This window comes from Streptomyces sp. cg40 (genome assembly GCF_050320165.1).
Lineage (GTDB): Bacteria > Actinomycetota > Actinomycetes > Streptomycetales > Streptomycetaceae > Streptomyces > Streptomyces hokutonensis.
In genome coordinates this window covers 212,789-231,284 of record NZ_CP190128.1, presented here as the reverse complement: position 1 = coordinate 231,284, position 18,496 = coordinate 212,789, and the positions used below count along the sequence as shown (strand labels likewise).

Genomic DNA, 18,496 nt, shown 5'->3' with positions numbered 1-18,496 from the left:
AGACTTGGTGCGGAGTGGGGGGTGACCATGGGTCTTTGCTCCTGTGGTTGAGGCGGACGAGGGCGGTCGATCGACCTGCGACCGGGCGGGCCGCGGCCGTCAGCCCAGGACCGTCTGGGTGACGACGATGTGTCCGGCGTCGGGGTCGAGGACGCCGCCGAGGCGGCTGAAGGCGCCGTCGGTGAGGTCGAGGCACTTCGGTTCCTGCGGGGTCTGGGCGAAGGTCCCGCGGTCGTTGATCCGTACGGTCAGCGAGCGGCCGTTGGCGACATTGGTGACCTGGACCCGTGTGCCGAAAGGCAGTTGGGGCTGGCGCGAGAGCGAGGTGGCCGCCGTGTCCGCGTTGTTGTCGAAGACCTCGCCGCTTGCCGTCAGGGCACCGGCGGGCTGCGGGCCGTAGTGCGTGGCCCAGCACTGCTCTCCCGACTGCTGCGCGGGTGCGTTCCACTTCTGGTTGGCGCCGCCGGTGCAGGTCCAGATCTGGACGCGCGTTCCGTTGGCGGACGAGTTGCCGGAGACGTCGAGGCACTTGTTCGCGGCCGGGTTGACGATGTCGTGCGCGGCGGTGACGGTCCAGCGCTGGTTGGCACCGCCGGTGCAGGTCCACAGCTGGACCTTGGCGCCGTCGGCGGTCGAACCGCCGGTGACGTCAAGGCATTTGCCCAGCGCGCGGACGGTGTTGTCCGTACCGACCGTCCATTGCTGGGCGCCGGTGCCATTGCAGTCGTAGAGCTGGACCGGCGTGCCGTCGGCGGAGGCGGCTCCGGCGACGTCGAGGCACTTGCCGGCGAGGCCGGTGACCGCCCCGGTCGCCGCGGCTGCCGGTGCCGCGGTGAGGAAGCCGATCAGCAGGGCCGACAGGGCGAGGACGGGGGTGCCGCGTAACGCGATGCGGGAGAGGGGTGAGCGGGCTGTCATGGGGTGGCCGGGCCCTTTCGAGCGGTTCGGCGCGCGCGGAAGAGGGCGGAGGCCTCAACTGAGCGCGCGGCGAAGGGAATTGACCACTTGAAAGTAAAAGTCTAGACCAATTTGGTCAAGGTGTGTGCATGACAGCATTTGCCGACGCCGCAACGCGCTTGAGGGCGGCGGGAGTTGATGGCTCCGGGCGGCACCCTGGTGACGGATCCGGCTCGCGGCATTCGGTTAACCGAAAGTGAATTATTGCCAGCCATCAGGCGTACAACCCTTCACTCCTGCCTCGCGTCGAACAGGCGTGCAATGGCGTCGCCGTTGCGGGTAGTCCTGTGGGGGGATCCCTTGTCCATGATGGTCCGTTGGTTGTGTGCTGCCCTGCGCGTGCGGGCGAAGGCCGACCTTCTGCTGGTTCTCTTGTTCGCCGCCGGCTTCGCCGCGCTGCCCGTCTTCGCGCTGCTGCCGTCCTTGTGGGGCTTCGCCGTTGCGTCCGCCGTGAGTTACGTCGTGGACGAGGCCCTGCACGTCCGGGCGCCGCAGTTCGTCCGCCGGCTCGCGGCGCTGCAGCTCGACCGCACCCTGCGGTTCGCCTTCAGGACGTTGATGCTGCTCGCCCTGGCCGACCGGATGGAGGCCCCGGACCGGGTGCTGGTCGCCGGACTCGCCGTCTTCGGCGCCCACTTCACGCTGGTGATGCTGTACTCGGCGGTGCACCACGCGATCAGCCGTCGGCGCGTGCTGCCGGTGGCCGTGCGCAACCTCGACATGAGCGGGGCCGGCATCGAGAAGCCCCCGCCCGCGTACCTCTACCGGCGCTTCCTGCGCAAGCTGCTGCACCTGGACCTGCCCGCCCACGCGGGACTCCTGGTCGCGCTCACGGTCGGGACCTGGTACCCGGCGTACATCGGCTACGCGCTGACGGCCGGGTCCGCGGTGACGGCCGTATCGGCCCTGCTGCTCGCGTACCGCCGGGCCCGGCGGATGCCGGCGAAGGACGAGGTGATCGCCGAGGTCAACCGCCAACTGGCCGGCTACCGGCCCGAAGTGGCTCTGTACTTCAGCTTCGCGGCGGTGTCCCGGGACTTCATGTACCAGGTCAACATGTGGATCGAGACGCTGGAACGACTGGACCGGCGTCCACTGATCATCCTGCGTGAGCAGGCCTCGTTCCGGTACCTCAGCCGTACCTGGATCCCGGTCCTGTGCGTGCCCAAGGCCGACGACCTGGCCGAGCTGGAACTGCCGGACGTCCGGGTCGTCCTGTACCCGGGCAACGCCGGCAAGAACGTGCACATGCTGCGCGTCGCCGAGGCCAAGCACGTCTTCATCGGCCACGGCGACAGCGACAAGCTCGCCAGCAGCAACCGCGTCAGCAAGGTGTACGACGAGATCTGGGTGGCCGGACGGGCCGGGCGCGACCGCTACCAGCGGGTGCGGCACGCCATCAGCGACGGGGCGATCGTCGAGGTGGGGCGCCCGCAGCTGTCGTCGATACGGCTGCACGCCGACCACGTGCCGGGCCCGCTGCCGGTCGTGCTGTACGCCCCCACCTGGGAAGGCTGGAGTGACGACGACTGCCACACATCCCTCATCCCTATGGGTGTGCGCCTGGTCGAGAAGCTCCTCGCGCAGGACGTACGGATCATCTACAAGCCGCACCCGCTGACAGGCCGCCGCTCTCCCGAAGCGGCTGCCGCGGACCGCGCCGTCCGTGAGCTGCTGGGTCACGACAACGAGCGGCGCGAGGCACCGCGGACGCAGGCCGCACCGGCCGTCGAGTCGAGACTGCGGGACATCCGGGCCCGGATCGACGAGCTGGCCGGACGGCGCAGTGGCGACCCCACCCAGCAGACCCGCGACTCACGGGTCCCCGACCGCGGCGACACGGCCGAATGGCACGCCCTGCACAGCGAGTGGCACCGGCTCTTCTGGGAGAGCCACGGGCCGGTCCGGCACCAGGTGATCCTCGGACAACTGCCCACGCTGTACGAGTGCTTCGACCAGGCGGACATACTCATCAGCGACGTCTCCTCGGTGGTCGCGGACTTCGTCGCCAGCCTCAAGCCCTACGTCCTGACCAACGCGCACGACCTGCCCGACGACGACTTCCGCGCCGCCTACACCACCGCCGGCGGCGCCTACCTCCTCGACCGCGGCTGCACCCGCCTGCCGGAGATCCTTCGCTCGGTCCGCGAGCCGCGCCACGATCCGATGGCACCGCACCGCCACGACTTCAAGGAGTACGTCCTGGGCGCAGACCGTCCCACCTCCATGGAGCGCTTCAACACCGCCGTCAACACGCTGGCCGACAGGGCCGCGGCGGAGCGGGGCGGATCCCGGGCGGACGAAGATCCGCACACCGTCAGGGAGTTGGCGTAGTCGCATGGCGTCCGGTTCGTGATCCGCGGCGCCGGTGGGCCCCGCGGATCACGGGTGCTGAAAAACGGGTCCGGGAGCTATGGCCGTCCTCGCACATCGGGTGATGAGTGCCTTTTCGTGGCACTGGTCACCTCGCGGAACGGCCGCCTCGTCCACGTTCGCAGCTCTGTGCCCCCGCGCCCGTACCGCCGAGGCCCCATGTCGTACCGACCGACCACGCCGACCGCGAGCACGCCCCCGCGACGGAGCGGTCCGGCCGGATTCCGCGCGGCGCTCCTCACCGGCGCCGTGTCCACCCTTCTCGCGGTCGCCGTGGTCGGCCCTGCCGTGGCGGCCGACACCGGCACGCCGGTGCGCTCCGGAGCCGGCACCAGGCAGACCATCGTGACGGGCGAGGCACGCGTGACGAAGGTCGACGTTCTCGCCACGGTGGGCCGTAGCGGTTGAGGAGCAGTCCTGCGGATCCCGGCAGCCGTGCGCCTCCACGGACGCCGGGATCCGTCCTTTCGACGGCGCCCGCGTCGGGGTCAGGCCACCGTCTGCTCGATGTACGGCGTGAGTCGGACCGGTCCGACCAGGCCGTAGCTCTGCCGGGCGGACGTGCCGAACACCGCGGGATTGCTGATCCGCAGGCGGTTGAACAGCGGGGTCGCCACCTCGATCTCGACAGTGTTGAGGCCGTGGCGTACATGTCCGCCGAGGTCCACGACAGGGTTGAGCCGGTTGACGGGGTCGAGCAGTGTCCCGTTCACGGTGACCCGGCAGGTGTCGCTGACGCTGCCGAGTCTCAGCAGGGCCCCCGTGCCGGAGGTCCAGCTGTTCGGCAGGGTGAATGTCGTCCGGTATCGGCCGATGCCGCCCACGTCGGCCAGTTCCGGGATCTGCGACCACGGCAGCAGAGCGTCGAGGGCGAGGGAATGCGTGACGATCGTGGTGGTGGTCGCGGTCGCCCCGGGCTGCCAGTCGTCGACGGAGAGCGTCCACTGGTCGAGGGTGAAGGACGCCGGGACCTCGGGGATCTTCGTGGTGACCTTGCGGCCGTTCGAGAGAGTGGTGGTGCAGGTTCCGGCCGTGAAGGCACGTACGGCCAGTGATCCGTCCGCGAAGAGCGCACTGTCCGCGTCGGTGGCCACCACGTGCGGACGGTTTCCGCAACGGTCCTCGAAGAGCCCCGGGCCGCCGAGCGCGACGACAAGGCTCTCGCCCGGCTGGAGCGTCACACGGAAGGTGAACGCGTCGCCGTCCTGCGTGTACTGGGCGAGCCGGGTGACCCGCCCGCTCCACGGGTCCAGCAGATAGGGAACCGAGTCGGAACCCCTGAGGCGGGTGGTGGCGCGCAGCGTGATGTCATGGTCGATGAGGGCGACGGCCGGCTTGACCGTCTCGGCGTGCTTGCCGTTGCAGAGGTAGTAGAAGTCGGCGTCGTCGGTGACCCGGTGGGCGTTCAGCAGGGTCGACGACACGGAGTAGACGGCGTCGGAGGTCACGCCGAGATCCGCGAACGCAGCGCCGACCAGGGTCTTGTCGGTGATGCGGCGGACGTTCGGCAAGGCCAGCAACTGGGCTGTCAACGACCGGAGTTCGGCCTGTTCCTCGGCGTCGGGCAGACCGGGGGTGAGGGCCTGGTCGAAGGCGCCGAGGAGCACGGTGGGCAGGCCGGCGCGCGCGAACTCCAGGAGTCTGCGGGCGTCGGCGACCGCGAGCGTGGGGTTGGAGCCGTAGAAGAAGTCGCCTTCGAGGAAGAGCGCCTTGTAGGCGGGGCCGTCGGGTGCCAGGCGCTTGTCGGAGACCTTGGCTGCGGGCAGGTCGAGCAGGGGACCGCTCAGGAACTGATGGGTCCAGCCGAGCGGGATGCCCGTCGAGGTGAGCCAGGAGGCTCCGATGCCGGTCGCCGTATAGCCGGTCTGCCTGAAGACGGCGATGTCCGCGCGGACGGTGCCCGACTGGAGCACCTTGTGGACGCGGCCGAGATAGCCCGTGATGTCGGGGACATGGCGCCAGGTCGGCTGTCTCGGGCCCCACGACTCGCCGTATCCCGGGGCTCCGCCGTACGGGCTGAACGCGGCGAAGCCGGGCCAGCCGACGCCCGGCGCGGTGGCGTACGAGAAACCGTGGATCACGGTCTGGTTCACGCCCGCCGCGTACGCCCCGCCCATGGTCCGCAGGAACTTGTCCCAGGTGGTGTTGTAGGCGCCGCCCGCGTACGCGCCTGCCTCGCAGGACAGGACGCGATGGCCCGCCATGTCACGTCCGCCGGCCAGACAGCGGTAGTCGTCGAGGTTCTTGAAACCGAGCGACTCGCCCTCGGGGACGTCGAGAAGGGCCGCCGAGGCGATGGCGTCGGTCTGGAGGCCGTACGGCTGGGAGCGGAGCTTCATGCCGTGTCCGTGCGCCCAGGACTTGAGCGCGCCGAGGTGGTGCTCGTTGAACAGTCCTGAGACGGTCTCCCAGAAGTCGTGCCGGATCTCCTGGGTGAGCCGGGCCTCGAAGGCGAAGATCTGGTTGCCGTTGTCCAGGACGACTGCCGGCAGGTAGGGCAGCAGGTCGCGTCCGGTGTGCTCGCGGAAGGCGGCGGGCAGGCCGGGCGTCCACTGCAGACCCTTGGTCTCCAGTTCCACGGAGTCCTCGAAGAAGGTGTTGCCCGCCGTTCTGAGGAGCGTGCGGAGGGTGGAGTCCAGGATCGTGGAGTCCCAATAGCGGGTGACGGCCGCGGTCCCCGCCGCGCTGAAGTGGTCGACGACGTAGGCGGCGGGTGAGGAGTGCGGTCCCGCCTCGGGCTGCTGGTCCGAGCCCCGCTGCCAGTACGACAGGATCACCCAGGTCGCCGCGTCGGGCGGGGTCCAGCTCAGATTGCCGTCCGACACCCGGTCGGTGAGGTCGGTGACGCTGTCGGCGTCCAGGCCGGTCGCCTTGCCGCTGGAGTAGGCGGTGTTGACGCGGGCGGCCTGTACGGCGAAGAGCTTCTGCACGGTGACACCGGAGGCGGCCGGGTGGACGGAGGCGGGCACGGGACCGTCGTAGGGCGCGCCGCCGGTCGACAGGGCCTTGCCGTAGGCGAGTTCCTTCACCGCCGCATCGTCGTCGGCAGTCACGCCGGGTACGGCGACGGGCCAACTGGGGCCGAGAGTGAGGTCGATGGTCAGCCCGCGGCGGGCGGCCTGCCGCAGGGCGGCCGTCACACCCTCGCGCCAGGCGGGGCTGCCCCATCCGTGGCGGGCGGTGTCCAGTACGGAGGTGTCGGTGATGCTGTGGTGCACGGCCGCGATCTCGGCGCCGCCGAATCCCGCGCCGGCCATCCGGTCGATCTCCCGCGCGATCTCCACCGGGTCCACCAGCCCGTCCGGCCACCACCAACGGAACCTGGGCCGGACCGCCTGGGCCGGTCGGGCGAACCAGCTCGCCGTGGGTGCGCCTGCGCTGGAGCGAGTCGTCCCGGAGGACGCCGCGGCGGTCGCCGTCGGACCGAGCGCCGCGAGGACGCCTGTCGTCAGACCGGCCGCCAGGACCGACCGACGCGTCGCGCCGTCGCGGTGCGGGTGGGTTTCGTGCATGGTTCAGCCTCAACTCGTCACGGATGAACAGGTGTTGAATCGTTTCACTCGATGCAGACGCCGGAACCGTATTTCGCCGTCCGAACTGAGGTCAAGAGAAACGACAACGATTCAAGGAGGTGAAAGGGAAGGCGAGTTGTCGAACAGGACGCCCTCATGCGGGCGCATCGATGAGGGCACTGATCTTCCACAACTACGCCCGGACGACGACAAAGGCGCCGCTCTCCTGATCGTGGGGAGCGGCGCACGCCGGGACGCTCGGGGGTCAGGCCGGCTGCCAGGAGAGGATGGACTGGTACTGCGCCTCGATGCCGGCGGCCGTGATGATGCTCGACGGGACCTGGTCGGCTGCCGTGATGTTGTGGTTGCCCTGGATCAGGACGCCCTTGCTGTCGTAGTCCGAGGGACCGCTCGGCCAGTAGTTCCCCTCGATGTCCGTCGGGTCGTAAGTCCCGTCCCCCGCGGTGTAGTTGCCGTGTTTGCTGCCCCAGGGGGAGACGTTGATGTTCCATACGGCGTTGCCGAGGATCGACACGTAGGTGGCGCCGTTGTCGGTGTACAGGACGTGGCCGCCGGAGGTGTTGAGCTGGTCGTGTACGACGTTGCCGGTGACGTGCTCGCCGGTGGCCATCGAGGTGCCGGTGATCCCGTTCGTGTAGACGGCTCCGCCGTCGCCGAGGAGCGACATGTGGTCGTGGACGAGGTTGTTCGAGATGGTGTTGTTGTTGGAGTAGTTGGGCTGTGCGGGCAGGCTCACCTTGTCGGGCCAGCCGCCCCAGCCGATGGAGATGGCCGTGTAGGGGACATGGTCGATCTGGTTGTGAGTGATGGTCGAGGTCTCGATGTAGCCGGCGTCGACGGCGACTCCGCCGTGGTACTCGGCGGCGATGTCGTAGAAGTGGCTGTCCTTCACGGTGATCCCGCTGGTGTGCTGGGCGGAGGTGCTGGGCTGGGGGATGTCCACTCCGCCCAGGTCGAGGCCGTTGCCGGAGATGTCGGTGAACACGCAGGCGGTGACGGTGGCGTTCTGCGAGCCGTCGCCGAGGTCCAGTCCGGCCGCGCCGAGGTGGACGAAGTAGTCGTGGTCGAAGTGGACGCTCCTGTCGTAGGTGAAGCGCACCGCGGCGGGCATCTTCGTCCAGTTGCCGTAGGGGCAGGTGCCGCCGGATACGAAGTCGCACAGTCCTTGGGTGGCGTAGCCGTTGGCGCCGGTGATCTGGTAGGTGGCCTGGATCTCGGAGAAGCCGGTGCCGGTGTTGGAGGTGGTGTAGTTCGCGTAGCTGAACTGGATGCCCTGGAAGCCGACATGGCTGGGCACGTCCGAGGCCTTGCCGGAGGACGCCACCAGCGTGTCGAGTGAGGGCGCCTCGACGTCCGCGGTGGTCAGGTCCTCCCCGGCGCGCGGAATGTAGTAGAAGCGGTGCTCGCTCTTGTCCAGGTAGAACTCGCCCGCCTTGTCGAGGAGTTCGTAGGCGTTCTCCACCGCTGTCGGCTTCTCCGTGATGGACTTGCGGCCGACCAGGTTGTAGGTACGGCCGGAGTCGTCCGTGCGCATGACCCGTTGGGTGGAGTTGTTCCAGCAGGGCTGGGCCATGGTGATCGCCGTACTCGTCACCGACGCGACCGGGCAGCGCGGTTCGGTCCACAGCCCCAGGCCGCCCCGGTAGACGAACTCGATCGCGGACGGGTTGCGCCAGCCGGCCATCGGGTCGCCGGACGCCGTGGTGTACCCGGTCGCCGTCTGGGTCACCGACACCGGCAGCGAGCCCGTCGCGCGCTGGGCGCGCACGCCGTCCACGTACAGCTGCCGGGTGTCGAGTCCGGTGGGTGCCGGAGCGGACCAGATGGCGCTCCCCGTGCCGGTTCTGGTCCAGCCGGTGATGTGGGTGCCGCCGCTGATGACCGGGGTCTGTCCGGCCGCCGCCTTCCACCACACGGTGCCTGCCGTACCGCCGCCCGAGTCCGCGGCGGTGAAGGTCAGCGTCTTGGTCAGCCGGTAGACCCCGCCGGCCAGGGTCACGGTGATCGGTCCGGACGTCGATGTGTCGACGGCCCGCACCGCGGTCTGCGCCTTGGTGAGGGTACGGAAGGGGGCGGCGGCGCTGGTCCCCGAGTTGTCGTCGCTGCCGCTGGGCGACACGAAGTAGGTGACCGCGGTCGCCGCGTGCGCGGGGAGGGTGAGGACTCCGATCGGCAGGAGTGCGCAGACTAAGGCCGCGATGACACGGTAAGACCCGATGAATAACTGGACCTTCTTCGCGGATTTTCTGACGTGGGCATGCTCTCTGGTAAAAAACATGCTGGAAAGGTAGGGGTGTCGACGTGAGACGTCAATGACCGTGAAGATGAGACATCGGATCAATTGGTCTTGGTGTCGAGCCGTGTGGGAGATCGGGACGACGCCCTGTCAGCCCCCCGAGGGGGAGCGGTCGTAGACGAACGCCACTACGTCCTTGCAGACGGCGTCGACCGGCAGATCGGGTCCCGACTGGGCGGCGGGCTTCGGTCCATTCGTCACGACCATCGTCTCCTGAGGATCTCCGCGCCGTTCTCTTCGACTCGGATGGCGTGCCGATCCGTCCGATCGGTGGCCGACGGCTCTCCGGATCGACTTCCAGGAGACCGTTCTCGCCCACCACCCCTCGATCACACCGGAACAGTTCGCGGCGGCCGTCGCCGCGGGTGCCCGTTTCTTCGCCGCCTCGTCCGCGACACCGGACCAGGACGATCACCACCGGGCGATGCACCGCGGGAACCGAGACGGCGGGGCGTGCGCACGGCGGTCGTCTCGGACGCCTGGACAGGGCTGCCCGCGGGGTACGGGGAGGCTGGGGAACGGGAGTTCATCGAGGCCCATGCGACCTCCGCCGTGTTCGGCTGCGGAAAGCCGGACCCGCGCATGCACCATCAGGCCGGCAGTGCCCAGGATCTTCCGTCCGCGCCATGCCTGTTCGTCGACGACGATCCGGACCCGGTCGCCGCCGCGCTCGCACTCGGCTACGAGGAACGCGCGGTCTGCCGGGACGCGGCCTCTTCGGACGTGCCTTCCCTCCGTGTCCCTTGTGGAGCTGCTGGACGTCCTCTGACGCGGTCCCAGCAGGTGACCTGTGCCGCGGGCTCCGGTTGTGACCCCTACGGCAAAGCGTTGCCTCGTTCAGTGGTCGCGCCGTGGTGGGCACGGATCGCCGCGATCACCGTGTCGGTGGTGCGGTCGAGGTGGCTGCGGCCGTCAGGGAGTTCGGCCGTCGGGCTGATATAGCTGCACGGTCCGAAGTGAGTGGCCGGGTCGAGCCGACGCACGGTGATCTTCCCGGCGCGAACCGCCCTGTTCCATCCGCTACGACGGAACAGCCGCCAGCGTTGAGGGAAGATCCAGGCACCGATCTGTTCGATACGGTCGTTCGCGCTGGTGAGTTGGTACAAGTGCCCGGCATGGGTGAGGTCGTTGGCGCCGTTGTGGAACCCACCGAGTGTGATCAGCAGAAGCGGGCAGCGCAGTTGGGTGTGGAGTTCGTCGACCGCGCCGGTGGCGACCTGGGCGCCGCCGCTGTAGCTGAGCAGCACCACGGTCGTACCGCTGTCGGGCCGATAGCCGGCCAGCCGGAGCTGAGTGGCGATCTGGGAGCCGACGGCCCGGTTGTACAGAGGGCGGTAGCGGTGGTCGGCGGCGACGAAGGTCTGCATGACGTTGTGCAGGAACAGCAGCAGCCCGATGCGATGGCGCAGCCACGCCCACACCGGCCGGTCGGCAAGCGGGTCGGCCAGGGGTGAGTACGGCTGAACCTGCCCCAGCACCCGAAGTTCCGGCGCTCCGGCGATCAGTGCCTCGACCAGCTGGCCGCCGTCGCGGCTGTCACCGACGCGGCGTTTGCCGATGCCGTCGAGGTAGACCAGGTAGGCATCCGGGAGACTGTCAGGGGCCGCACCCCGGGCATAGGGCACGCCCTCCGGGAGCTCGTCGACAGGGGCCCGCCAGCCGGCGCCGTAGGCCAGAACCTCGTAGCGGGCCAGCAGAGCTTCCGCCAGCAGAACAGGTCCGATCACGCAGGCCCAGAGCAAGAAGTCGTTCATGCGACCGACTCCCGTACTTCAGTCCCGCTGATCCTGAAGACAAGACGCCGAACGGCCTCCACGGCGAGACCGAGCCCGGTCCCTGTGGCAGCGACGCAACCGGCCGCGCTCCACCAGCCCAGTCCACTCGCCGTGGCGAGCGGGCCGACCAGACCGGCTCCGACCCCCACGAAGAGCACGAAGTGGAGCAGGGCCCCGAGCCACGGGAACGCGAGGACGGCGGCGAGCACCAGAGGTGCGGCCAGGCCAGGTGTCCAAACCAGGGCGGTACCCGGCGGTGGCGAGGGCACTACCACCTCGGCCAGGGTCCACGCGGTCAGTGGCCAAAGGGCGAACACGACGCCCTCGACGATCCCTGCGGGCAGCAGCAGTCCGGCGACGAAACTCCGCGACATACCGGGCCGGCCCGCGACCAGGGGCAGGATGCGCCCGGCGGCCTCCGACACTCCGGCGAACAGCAGCAGGACAACGACGGTCGACGACATCACTCGGCCTCGCTGTGCCGGCTCGACGGGGACAGTCGGCCGACCGGGTCGGCCGCGTGCAGGTGCCGTTCGAGTTCGTCGGCGGCACGCAGATATCCGCCCGCCTCGCGCTGAGCGGCCCGCAGGGTGCCTGCGGCTGTCCGGAACCGGGGGTCGACGAGCAACTGCCGGGCGAGGTCGCGTACCGAGTCCTCTGTGACGTCCTCGGTGCGGATCGACAGGCCCGCGCCGAGCTCGACGACGCGCCCGGCCACCATCGGCTGATCGGCACCCTGCGGGACGACCAGCAGCGGAACCCCGGCGTACATGGCCTCGTTGACGCTGTTCATCCCGCCATGGGTGACGAACAGCGCCGCGCAGGCCAGCACCTCCGGCTGCGGTACGGAGCGGCGGGCGAACACGTTGGTCGGCAACGGACCCAGTGCCTCGGGATCGGTCTGCCCGGTGGAGACGACCACGGACCCGCCGAGGGGAGCGAGCGCGGTGGCCAGGGAGCGCAGGAATCGCGGTTCGGCGTTGAAGACCGTGCCCAGCGAGACGTACAGCACGGGGTCCCGCAGCCGATCGGCCGGGAACGACGGGTCGAGGGGACGGGCGCCGATGCTGGGGCCGACGAACCGATAGGACTGGTCGAAGTCCTCGACGGCGGGCTGGAACGCCCGTGAGGTGTAGACCAGATTGAGCGGCTGGCGGATGTTCGCCAGGTTGAGGAGGGGCAGACCGCGCGCGTCGAAATGGCGGTGCAGGGCCCAGCGGGACCGTACGTAGCTCTGGACACTGCGGGGTTGGGCCCTCGCCGCGGTCAGCAGGTCCCAGGAGCCGTGCGTGGGGCTGGGGACATGTCGGTTGAGGGCGAACGTGGTGAACGAGGAGGCGGCCGGCACCGCGAGTTCGCGGGCGGCCACCGCGCCCCACAGGCAGGCGCTGTCGTGGACGATCAGGTCGGGTCGGTCGCGGCGCAGGTCGGTGAGCACGGCGGGCAGCAGCCGTACGGCGGTCCTCGCGAGCGACTCCATCCACGAGACCGGTGTCGGCGGATCGGGGAGGGGCTGGTCGCCTCCGGGGTACAGGTACACCGTCGCGCCGGTCGCCTCGATCTCCTTACGGAACGCGGGCGAGGTGTGGTAGCTGACGGAGTGGCCGCGCCGGACGAGCTCGGCGACGACCGGCAGCGTCGGGTTGATGTGCCCGTGCATGCCGATGCTGAGGAACGCGATGGTACTCACAGGTCAACCCCCGTAGTGGAAGAAACCGATGCCCTGCCCGGGCCGGTCGTTGTCGTGGAAGGGTCGTCGACCCGGTACAGCCCGGGCCCGCTGATGCGCAGCCCGTCCAGAAAGAGCCCGGCGGTGAAGCAGGCGGTGTCGATCAGCCGTTGGGAATGGCCGAAGTCCCATGGTGCGGGCCAGTCCTCGATGCCGGTCGGGAGCACGACGGTCGGGACGTGTTGCGACACCTCACGCAGGTCGCGTTCGATCTGATGGTGCAACAGCAGCAGCCCGGCCCTGCCTGCGATCGCGCCGGCCCGTCGGCGCGGAAGGGCGGCGGGCAACGGCGAGCTCTCCGGACCGGCTGCCACTACTACGACGCTGGCCGCCCCTGCCTGTAGGGCGGCCAGCACCGGGACGTAGGCGATGACTCCGCCGTCGACGAGGGTTCGGCCCGCACGGTCCACCGGGGGCAGCATCCCCGGAATCGCCGCGCTCGCCAGCAGCGCGGATTCGAGATCTCCCCGGTCGAGCAGCACCTGGGCGCCGGTGACCAGGTCCATGGCCACCGCGGTGAACGGGACCGCCAACTGCTCGATCCTGGACGGCAGTTCGGCCCGGGCGATCAGTCGACGAAGGCCGCGATCCGTGAAGATGCTGGTCCGTGAGGAGAGACGGCCGAGCGGATACACGTCACGGCGACGCAAGCGGGTCCACACGTGGTCCAGCCAGGGGGCGGCCCGGTCGGGATGTGCGGCGGCGATGGCCCCGTTGAGGGCGCCCACCGAGGTTCCGACGATCATGTCCGGGACGAATCCGCGCTGTTCCAGGGCGTATCCGACACCGATGTGCGCCGCTCCGAGCACGCCACCGGCGCCCACCACCACGGCGACCGGCCGGGGAAGCGCCCGCAATCCCGCCGTCCTTGGGGTTCCGGGCGGTCGGCCCGAGTCGCCTCCGTGGAAGGCGAAGTCCGCTGAGGAGACTGATCTCCGGCGACGAGCAACCCTCATGATCCGCCCTTCCTCACATGGGCACCGCATCGGACTGGTTTCCTCCCTACGACCGGACGGCGGCACAATGTGTGACACCGTTGGTCCGGTGTGTCCGACGGAGCCGTGTCACGGAGACCCCCCCGAGTCGCCGAGCCGTGAAGCGGACCGCGTCAGTGGTGCATGAGCAGCACGATGGCCGTGCCCATCGCGGTCGATCCGTGCCAGAAGCGGTCGCAGGCTCCGCCGATGTCGGTGGAGACGCTCCCGCCGCCCGACGTTCCGAGGAGCCTCGGCATGTCCCGGGTGAGCGACCGCAGGGCGTAGGCCATGAGGCAGAGCGTCAGCACGCCGGTGACCAGGTCGGCGGTCCGCATGTCCGCGACGCCGCCGTGCCGCAACGGCATCCACGCCATGGCGACCATCCCGACCGCGTAGGGCGAACTCCGCACGAGCCCGGCCGGCGCGGGGCCCCGGCGGCCGAGCACCGCGGTCAGTGGGAACCACATCGCCGCGGCGGCGAAGAACACCACCTGCCCCCGCGCCGGCACTTCGCCGAGCCGGTGCCACGGCATCACCGCCATGGCCGACGCCATGACGGTGTGCAGCAGTTGGTCGCCTCGGTCGCGCCACCCGGGGCTTCGCCGCGCCACGGCCTGCCGCAGTGCGTAGACGGCCGAGGCCGTGAACAGCACGGTCAGCATGACGTGCACGACATCAGTGGCGCTCATGCCTCACCGCGTCCTCCCACGGAGCGGAACCGGCTCCGTTCGCAACCGCCTTGCACGGGTGGGCAGAGGACCGTCAGGCGGTCGGCCGTGGGGCGCGGAGATGGGCCCGCTCGGCCAGTTCCTCCTTCTCGACCAGTTCGAGCATGGGCTTGCCCGGCGCGCACAGCATCGTCACGACGAACCGGGTGCGCGCGTCGGTGAGCGCGTTGCCGTCCTGGTAGTGGATCGGGTCGCCGCCCGGCTCCCAGAACGTCCCGCCCGCCTCGATCACGCGCTCGGGCTCGCCCTCCATCTCGAAACGGACGGCGCCCTCGACGACGTAACCGAACGCCGGTCCCGAGTGGCGGTGGGGCGGGCTTCCCGGGTCCCCGGGCTCCCACTCGACGAAAATGGTCATCGCCGACGCGCCCTCGGGGACGGTGAGCGGTGCGGTGTCCTGCAGCATCTTCGCCGCGGTCTTCCATCCCTCGGCGGGGGTCCGCGGTTCGGTGCCCTGCGCTGTGTCCTGGTCCGACATGGGTCGGCCTCCCTCGGATTCACCCGGCCATGGCTGCCATGGCCGTCTCCAGTGATGACCGGGCTCCCGACGGATCTGTGACACCTGCCGCCGTATCGATGTCACAACCTTGGTACGTGTCTTGTCCTAGATGGTGTGAAAGGTCGGCGACGACGCCGCCTCACGAAGCCATCAGCGGGGGTCACCGACCCCTCGGCGGGAAGGGCCCGGAATGCGAGTCGTAGTAGCAGGAGCCACTGGCCTGATCGGTTCCAGGACGGTCGACAGGCTTCGGGACCACGGTGTGGAGGTCGTGCGCGTGTCGCGCCACGAGGGCGTCGACGTCACGACCGGAAAGGGCCTCGACGAGGCCATGCGCGGCGCCGACGTGGTGGTGGACGTCACCGACACGCCCTCCCGCGGGGAGTTGGAGAGCCTGGAGTTCTTCGGCGCGGCGACCCGCAACCTCCTGGAGGCGGCGGCGCAGGCGGGCGCCGAACATCACGTGATCCTGTCCATCGTGGGGACCGGGCGTCTTCAGGCGGGCTACTTCCGCGCGAAGGCGCTTCAGGAGGAGCAGGTACGGCGCTCGCCCATGCCGTATTCCATCGTGCGGACCACACCGTTCTTCGAGTCGGTGGAGTACATGTCCCGTGCGGCGACGTACGGAGACGCCGTCCACGTCGCGCCCGTACTGATCCAACCCGTGTCGGCGGACGACGTCGCAGCCGAGATCGCCCATGTCGCCGTGGGGCTGCCGTTGTTCGGTGCCATGGAGGTCGCCGGCCCTGAGGAGCACTACCTCGACGACCTCACCGCGAAGCTGCTGGCCGCGCGCGGCTACCTGTGGGACGTGGTCCCCGACGCCCACACCCCCTTCTTCGGGGCGATGCTCGGGCAGCGGGCGCTGCTGCCCCGCGCGGACGCACACCTGGGGCACGAGACCTTCGCCCAGTGGCTCGCACGGCGATGAGACCGACCCCCACGCCTCACGTCCCGACAAGGAACAGCCATGAGCGAGCTTGACCAACTACCCGACCAGGACGCCGAGGAGACCGCCGAATGGCAGGCGTCGCTCGACGCCGTCGTGCGGAACGCGGGGCCGGACAGAGCCGCGTACCTCCTGCGGCGCGTGCACGAGTTCGCCGCCCGGACGGGGGTGTCCCTGCCCGGGCTCCTGACCTCCGACTACATCAACACGATTCCGGGGTCCGTGCAGCCCGCCTTTCCCGGCGACATCGCCATGGAGTCCCGGATCACCGCCCTGAACCGGTGGAACGCGGCGGCCATGGTGACCCGCGGCGCCCGCTTCGGGCTCGGCGGCCACATATCAACCTACGCCTCGGCGGCCTGGCTGTACGAGATCGGGTTCCACCACTTCTTCCAGGGCAAGGACGGCGGGAGCGGCTCGGGCGACCAGTTGTACTTCCAGGGGCATGCCTCGCCGGGCATCTACGCCCGTGTCTTCCTCGAAGGGCGCCTGAGCGAGGCGCAGTTGGACGGCTTCCGGCGGGAGGCGGACGGCCACGGACTGCCGTCCTACCCGCATCCCCGACGGCTGCCGTGGCTGTGGGAGTTCCCCACCGTCTCCATGGGCCTCGGCCCGCTCGCCGCCATCCACCAGGCCCGGTTCAACCGGTATCTGCACGCCCGGGGCATCAAGGACACCTCCATTTCGCGGGTGTGGGCGTTCCTCGGGGACGGTGAGACTGACGAGCCGGAGTCGACGGCCGCGCTGGCGCTCGCCGCCCGGGAACAGCTCGACAACCTCACCTTCGTCGTCAACTGCAACCTCCAACGCCTCGACGGATCCGTGCGGCCGAACTCCAAGATCGTGCAAGAGCTGGAGGCGAGGTTCCGCGGAGCGGGCTGGAACGTGGTCAAGTCCCTCTGGGGCGAGGCCTGGGACCCCGTCCTGGGGCAGGACACCACCGGAGCCCTGGTCCACCGCCTCGGCGAGATCCCCGATGCCCAACTGCAGACGTACGCCGCCCGGGACGCCTCGTACATCCGCGAACACTTCTTCACGGGCGACGCGCTCTCCGGCCTCGCCGCGAGGCTGAGCGACAGCCGGCTGACCGAACTGTTCGGCAGTTCGAGGGGCGGCCACGAACCGCTCAAGGTCTACGCCGCCTATCAGGCGGCCGTCGAGCACCGGGGCGCGCCGACCGTCGTCCTCGCCCAGACGGTGAAGGGGCACACGCTCGGCTCGGCCTTCGAGTCCCGCAACGCCAACCACCAGATGAAGAAGCTGACCATGGAGCAGTTCCGCGAGCTGCGGGACCTGCTCGAACTCCCCATCCCCGACAGTGCGTTGAGCGGCGACCTGGTGCCCTACTGGCACCCGGGCGAGAACTCGGAAGAGGTGCGGTACCTGCACGAGCGGCGCGCGGCGCTGGGCGGTCCCGCCCCGCTGCGCAGGGTGGTCCCGAAGCCGTTGAAGCAGCCGCCGAGCCGCCCGTTCGAAAACCTGGAGAAGGGCTTCGGCCACCAGGAGGTGGCCACCACCATGGCTCTGGTCCGCCTGGTCAAGGACCTGATGCGCGACGAGGAGACGGGACGGCGCTGGGTGCCGATCATCCCCGACGAGGCCCGCACGTTCGGCATGGAGTCCCTGTTCCCGAGCGCCGGCATCTACTCACCGGACGGCCAGACCTACGAACCGGTCGACGCGGACCAGCTCCTCTACTACCGCGAAGCCAAGAACGGCCAGTTGATCGACGAGGGAATCACCGAGGCCGGTTCCATGGCGGAGTTCACCGCGGCGGCGACCTCTTACGCCACCCACGGCGAACCCATGATCCCGTTCTACATCTTCTACGCGATGTTCGGCTTCCAGCGCACCGGCGACCAATTCTGGGCACTGGCCGACCAGTTGGGTCGCGGGTTCGTCATCGGGGCGACGGCAGGCCGCACCACGATGACGGGCGAGGGACTGCAGCACGCCGACGGGCACTCCCATCTGCTGGCGTCCACGAATCCCGCCGCCGTGTCCTACGACCCCGCCTTCGCCTACGAGATCGCGGTGATCGTGCGCGAGGGTCTGCGCCGCATGTACGGGGAGCGGCCCGAGGACGTCTTCTACTACCTCACGGTCTACAACGAACCCAAGGAACAGCCGGCGGTGCCCGCCGCACCCGGCGTCGAGGAAGGCATCGTCCGGGGCATCTACCTGTTCCGGCCGGCCGATCCCGCCGGACCGGAACCACGGATCCAGCTGCTGGCCTCCGGCACGGCCATCCACTGGGCGCTCGACGCCCAGGAATTGCTGCTGTCCCAGTGGGGCGTCCACGCCGATGTCTGGTCGGTGACGTCCTGGACGGAGCTGCGCCGTGACGCGCTGGACGCCGACAGGACGCGGCTGAGGGGAGAGGAGCGCGTCCCCTACGTGACGGCGGCGCTGGCGGACGCGCCCGGACCGGTGCTGGCCGTCAGCGACTGGATGCGGCAGGTACCCGACCAGATCAGTCAGTGGGTCGGCCACGACTACTCGTCCCTCGGCACGGACGGCTTCGGACTGTCGGACACCCGGGACGCCGTACGGCGCTACTTCCGGGTGGACGCCGAGTCGATCGTCGTAGCCGCCCTGGACGGTCTGGCACGCGCCGACGCGATCGACCCGGAGACGGTCGTGCGAGCGCGCGAGCGGTACGGATGGCGCGGGTGACCGT

13 protein-coding genes are annotated in these 18,496 nt (G+C 69.7%); 4 read left to right on the top strand and 9 right to left on the bottom strand.

The features are described from left to right. Positions 1 to 99 precede the first annotated feature (99 nt). On the bottom strand, positions 100 to 918 hold the full coding sequence (locus ACQHII_RS00920) for a lectin (protein WP_427917329.1): 819 nt from the start codon (positions 916 to 918) through the stop codon (positions 100 to 102). Between the two features lie 345 nt (positions 919 to 1,263). Here ACQHII_RS00920 and ACQHII_RS00915 point away from each other — a divergent pair, with 345 nt between their 5' ends. Together ACQHII_RS00915 and ACQHII_RS00910 are read left to right on the top strand one after the other, a co-directional pair. After that, the gene (locus ACQHII_RS00915) at positions 1,264 to 3,291 is read left to right on the top strand and encodes a hypothetical protein (protein WP_427917328.1); all 2,028 of its coding nucleotides are present in this window, start codon (positions 1,264 to 1,266) and stop codon (positions 3,289 to 3,291) included. A 198-nt stretch (positions 3,292 to 3,489) separates the two neighbouring features. Next, positions 3,490 to 3,738, top strand: coding sequence for a hypothetical protein (locus ACQHII_RS00910; protein ID WP_427917327.1), 249 nt, complete (start codon positions 3,490 to 3,492; stop codon positions 3,736 to 3,738). A gap of 80 nt (positions 3,739 to 3,818) precedes the next feature. Here the strand turns inward: ACQHII_RS00910 and ACQHII_RS00905 are convergent, their stop codons facing one another. From ACQHII_RS00905 to ACQHII_RS00870, 8 genes are all read right to left on the bottom strand, one after another. Then, positions 3,819 to 6,842 carry a glycosyl hydrolase gene (locus ACQHII_RS00905; protein WP_427917326.1) on the bottom strand — a complete coding sequence of 1,008 codons (3,024 nt, stop codon included), beginning with the start codon at positions 6,840 to 6,842 and terminating at the stop codon, positions 3,819 to 3,821. Between the two features lie 265 nt (positions 6,843 to 7,107). Further along, on the bottom strand, positions 7,108 to 9,141 hold the full coding sequence (locus ACQHII_RS00900; RefSeq protein WP_427917325.1) for a fibronectin type III domain-containing protein: 2,034 nt from the start codon (positions 9,139 to 9,141) through the stop codon (positions 7,108 to 7,110). Between the two features lie 833 nt (positions 9,142 to 9,974). Then, entirely contained in the window at positions 9,975 to 10,913 is a 939-nt protein-coding gene (locus tag ACQHII_RS00895; protein ID WP_427917324.1) for a hypothetical protein, read from the bottom strand. Next, positions 10,910 to 11,398, bottom strand: coding sequence for a hypothetical protein (locus ACQHII_RS00890; protein ID WP_427917323.1), 489 nt, complete (start codon positions 11,396 to 11,398; stop codon positions 10,910 to 10,912). The genes ACQHII_RS00895 and ACQHII_RS00890 overlap by 4 nt, the downstream gene beginning before the upstream one ends. Further along, on the bottom strand, positions 11,398 to 12,594 hold the full coding sequence (locus tag ACQHII_RS00885) for a macrolide family glycosyltransferase (RefSeq protein WP_427925193.1): 1,197 nt from the start codon (positions 12,592 to 12,594) through the stop codon (positions 11,398 to 11,400). The genes ACQHII_RS00890 and ACQHII_RS00885 overlap by 1 nt, the downstream gene beginning before the upstream one ends. 26 nt (positions 12,595 to 12,620) lie before the next feature. After that, positions 12,621 to 13,520 carry a patatin-like phospholipase family protein gene (locus ACQHII_RS00880; RefSeq protein WP_427917322.1) on the bottom strand — a complete coding sequence of 300 codons (900 nt, stop codon included), beginning with the start codon at positions 13,518 to 13,520 and terminating at the stop codon, positions 12,621 to 12,623. A 251-nt stretch (positions 13,521 to 13,771) separates the two neighbouring features. Continuing rightward, positions 13,772 to 14,329: a DUF5134 domain-containing protein gene (locus ACQHII_RS00875; protein ID WP_427917321.1), complete on the bottom strand. Its 558-nt coding sequence runs from the start codon at positions 14,327 to 14,329 to the stop codon at positions 13,772 to 13,774. A 73-nt stretch (positions 14,330 to 14,402) separates the two neighbouring features. Further along, positions 14,403 to 14,846, bottom strand: a complete 444-nt coding sequence (locus ACQHII_RS00870) for a cupin domain-containing protein (protein WP_427917320.1) — start codon at positions 14,844 to 14,846, stop codon at positions 14,403 to 14,405. 211 nt (positions 14,847 to 15,057) lie between these two features. Between ACQHII_RS00870 and ACQHII_RS00865 the strand changes: the two genes are divergently transcribed. Then, the gene (locus tag ACQHII_RS00865; RefSeq protein ID WP_427917319.1) at positions 15,058 to 15,798 is read left to right on the top strand and encodes an SDR family oxidoreductase; all 741 of its coding nucleotides are present in this window, start codon (positions 15,058 to 15,060) and stop codon (positions 15,796 to 15,798) included. Positions 15,799 to 15,837: 39 nt separating this feature from the next. Then, positions 15,838 to 18,492 (top strand): pyruvate dehydrogenase (acetyl-transferring), homodimeric type, encoded by a 2,655-nt coding sequence (gene aceE, locus ACQHII_RS00860; protein ID WP_427917318.1) that lies wholly within the window; start codon positions 15,838 to 15,840, stop codon positions 18,490 to 18,492. Positions 18,493 to 18,496: the final 4 nt, after the last annotated feature.

Bases quoted from the DNA above. Each gene is read 5' to 3' on its own strand.
- ACQHII_RS00885 (WP_427925193.1), bottom strand. From the start codon at position 12,594: ATGCACGGGCACATCAACCCGACGCTGCCGGTCGTCGCCGAGCTCGTC.
- aceE (WP_427917318.1), top strand. From the start codon at position 15,838: ATGAGCGAGCTTGACCAACTACCCGACCAGGACGCCGAGGAGACCGCC.
- ACQHII_RS00890 (WP_427917323.1), bottom strand. From the start codon at position 11,398: ATGTCGTCGACCGTCGTTGTCCTGCTGCTGTTCGCCGGAGTGTCGGAG.
- ACQHII_RS00895 (WP_427917324.1), bottom strand. From the start codon at position 10,913: ATGAACGACTTCTTGCTCTGGGCCTGCGTGATCGGACCTGTTCTGCTG.
- ACQHII_RS00870 (WP_427917320.1), bottom strand. From the start codon at position 14,846: ATGTCGGACCAGGACACAGCGCAGGGCACCGAACCGCGGACCCCCGCC.
- ACQHII_RS00910 (WP_427917327.1), top strand. From the start codon at position 3,490: ATGTCGTACCGACCGACCACGCCGACCGCGAGCACGCCCCCGCGACGG.
- ACQHII_RS00875 (WP_427917321.1), bottom strand. From the start codon at position 14,329: ATGAGCGCCACTGATGTCGTGCACGTCATGCTGACCGTGCTGTTCACG.
- ACQHII_RS00900 (WP_427917325.1), bottom strand. From the start codon at position 9,141: ATGTTTTTTACCAGAGAGCATGCCCACGTCAGAAAATCCGCGAAGAAG.
- ACQHII_RS00865 (WP_427917319.1), top strand. From the start codon at position 15,058: ATGCGAGTCGTAGTAGCAGGAGCCACTGGCCTGATCGGTTCCAGGACG.
- ACQHII_RS00920 (WP_427917329.1), bottom strand. From the start codon at position 918: ATGACAGCCCGCTCACCCCTCTCCCGCATCGCGTTACGCGGCACCCCC.
- ACQHII_RS00915 (WP_427917328.1), top strand. From the start codon at position 1,264: ATGATGGTCCGTTGGTTGTGTGCTGCCCTGCGCGTGCGGGCGAAGGCC.
- ACQHII_RS00905 (WP_427917326.1), bottom strand. From the start codon at position 6,842: ATGCACGAAACCCACCCGCACCGCGACGGCGCGACGCGTCGGTCGGTC.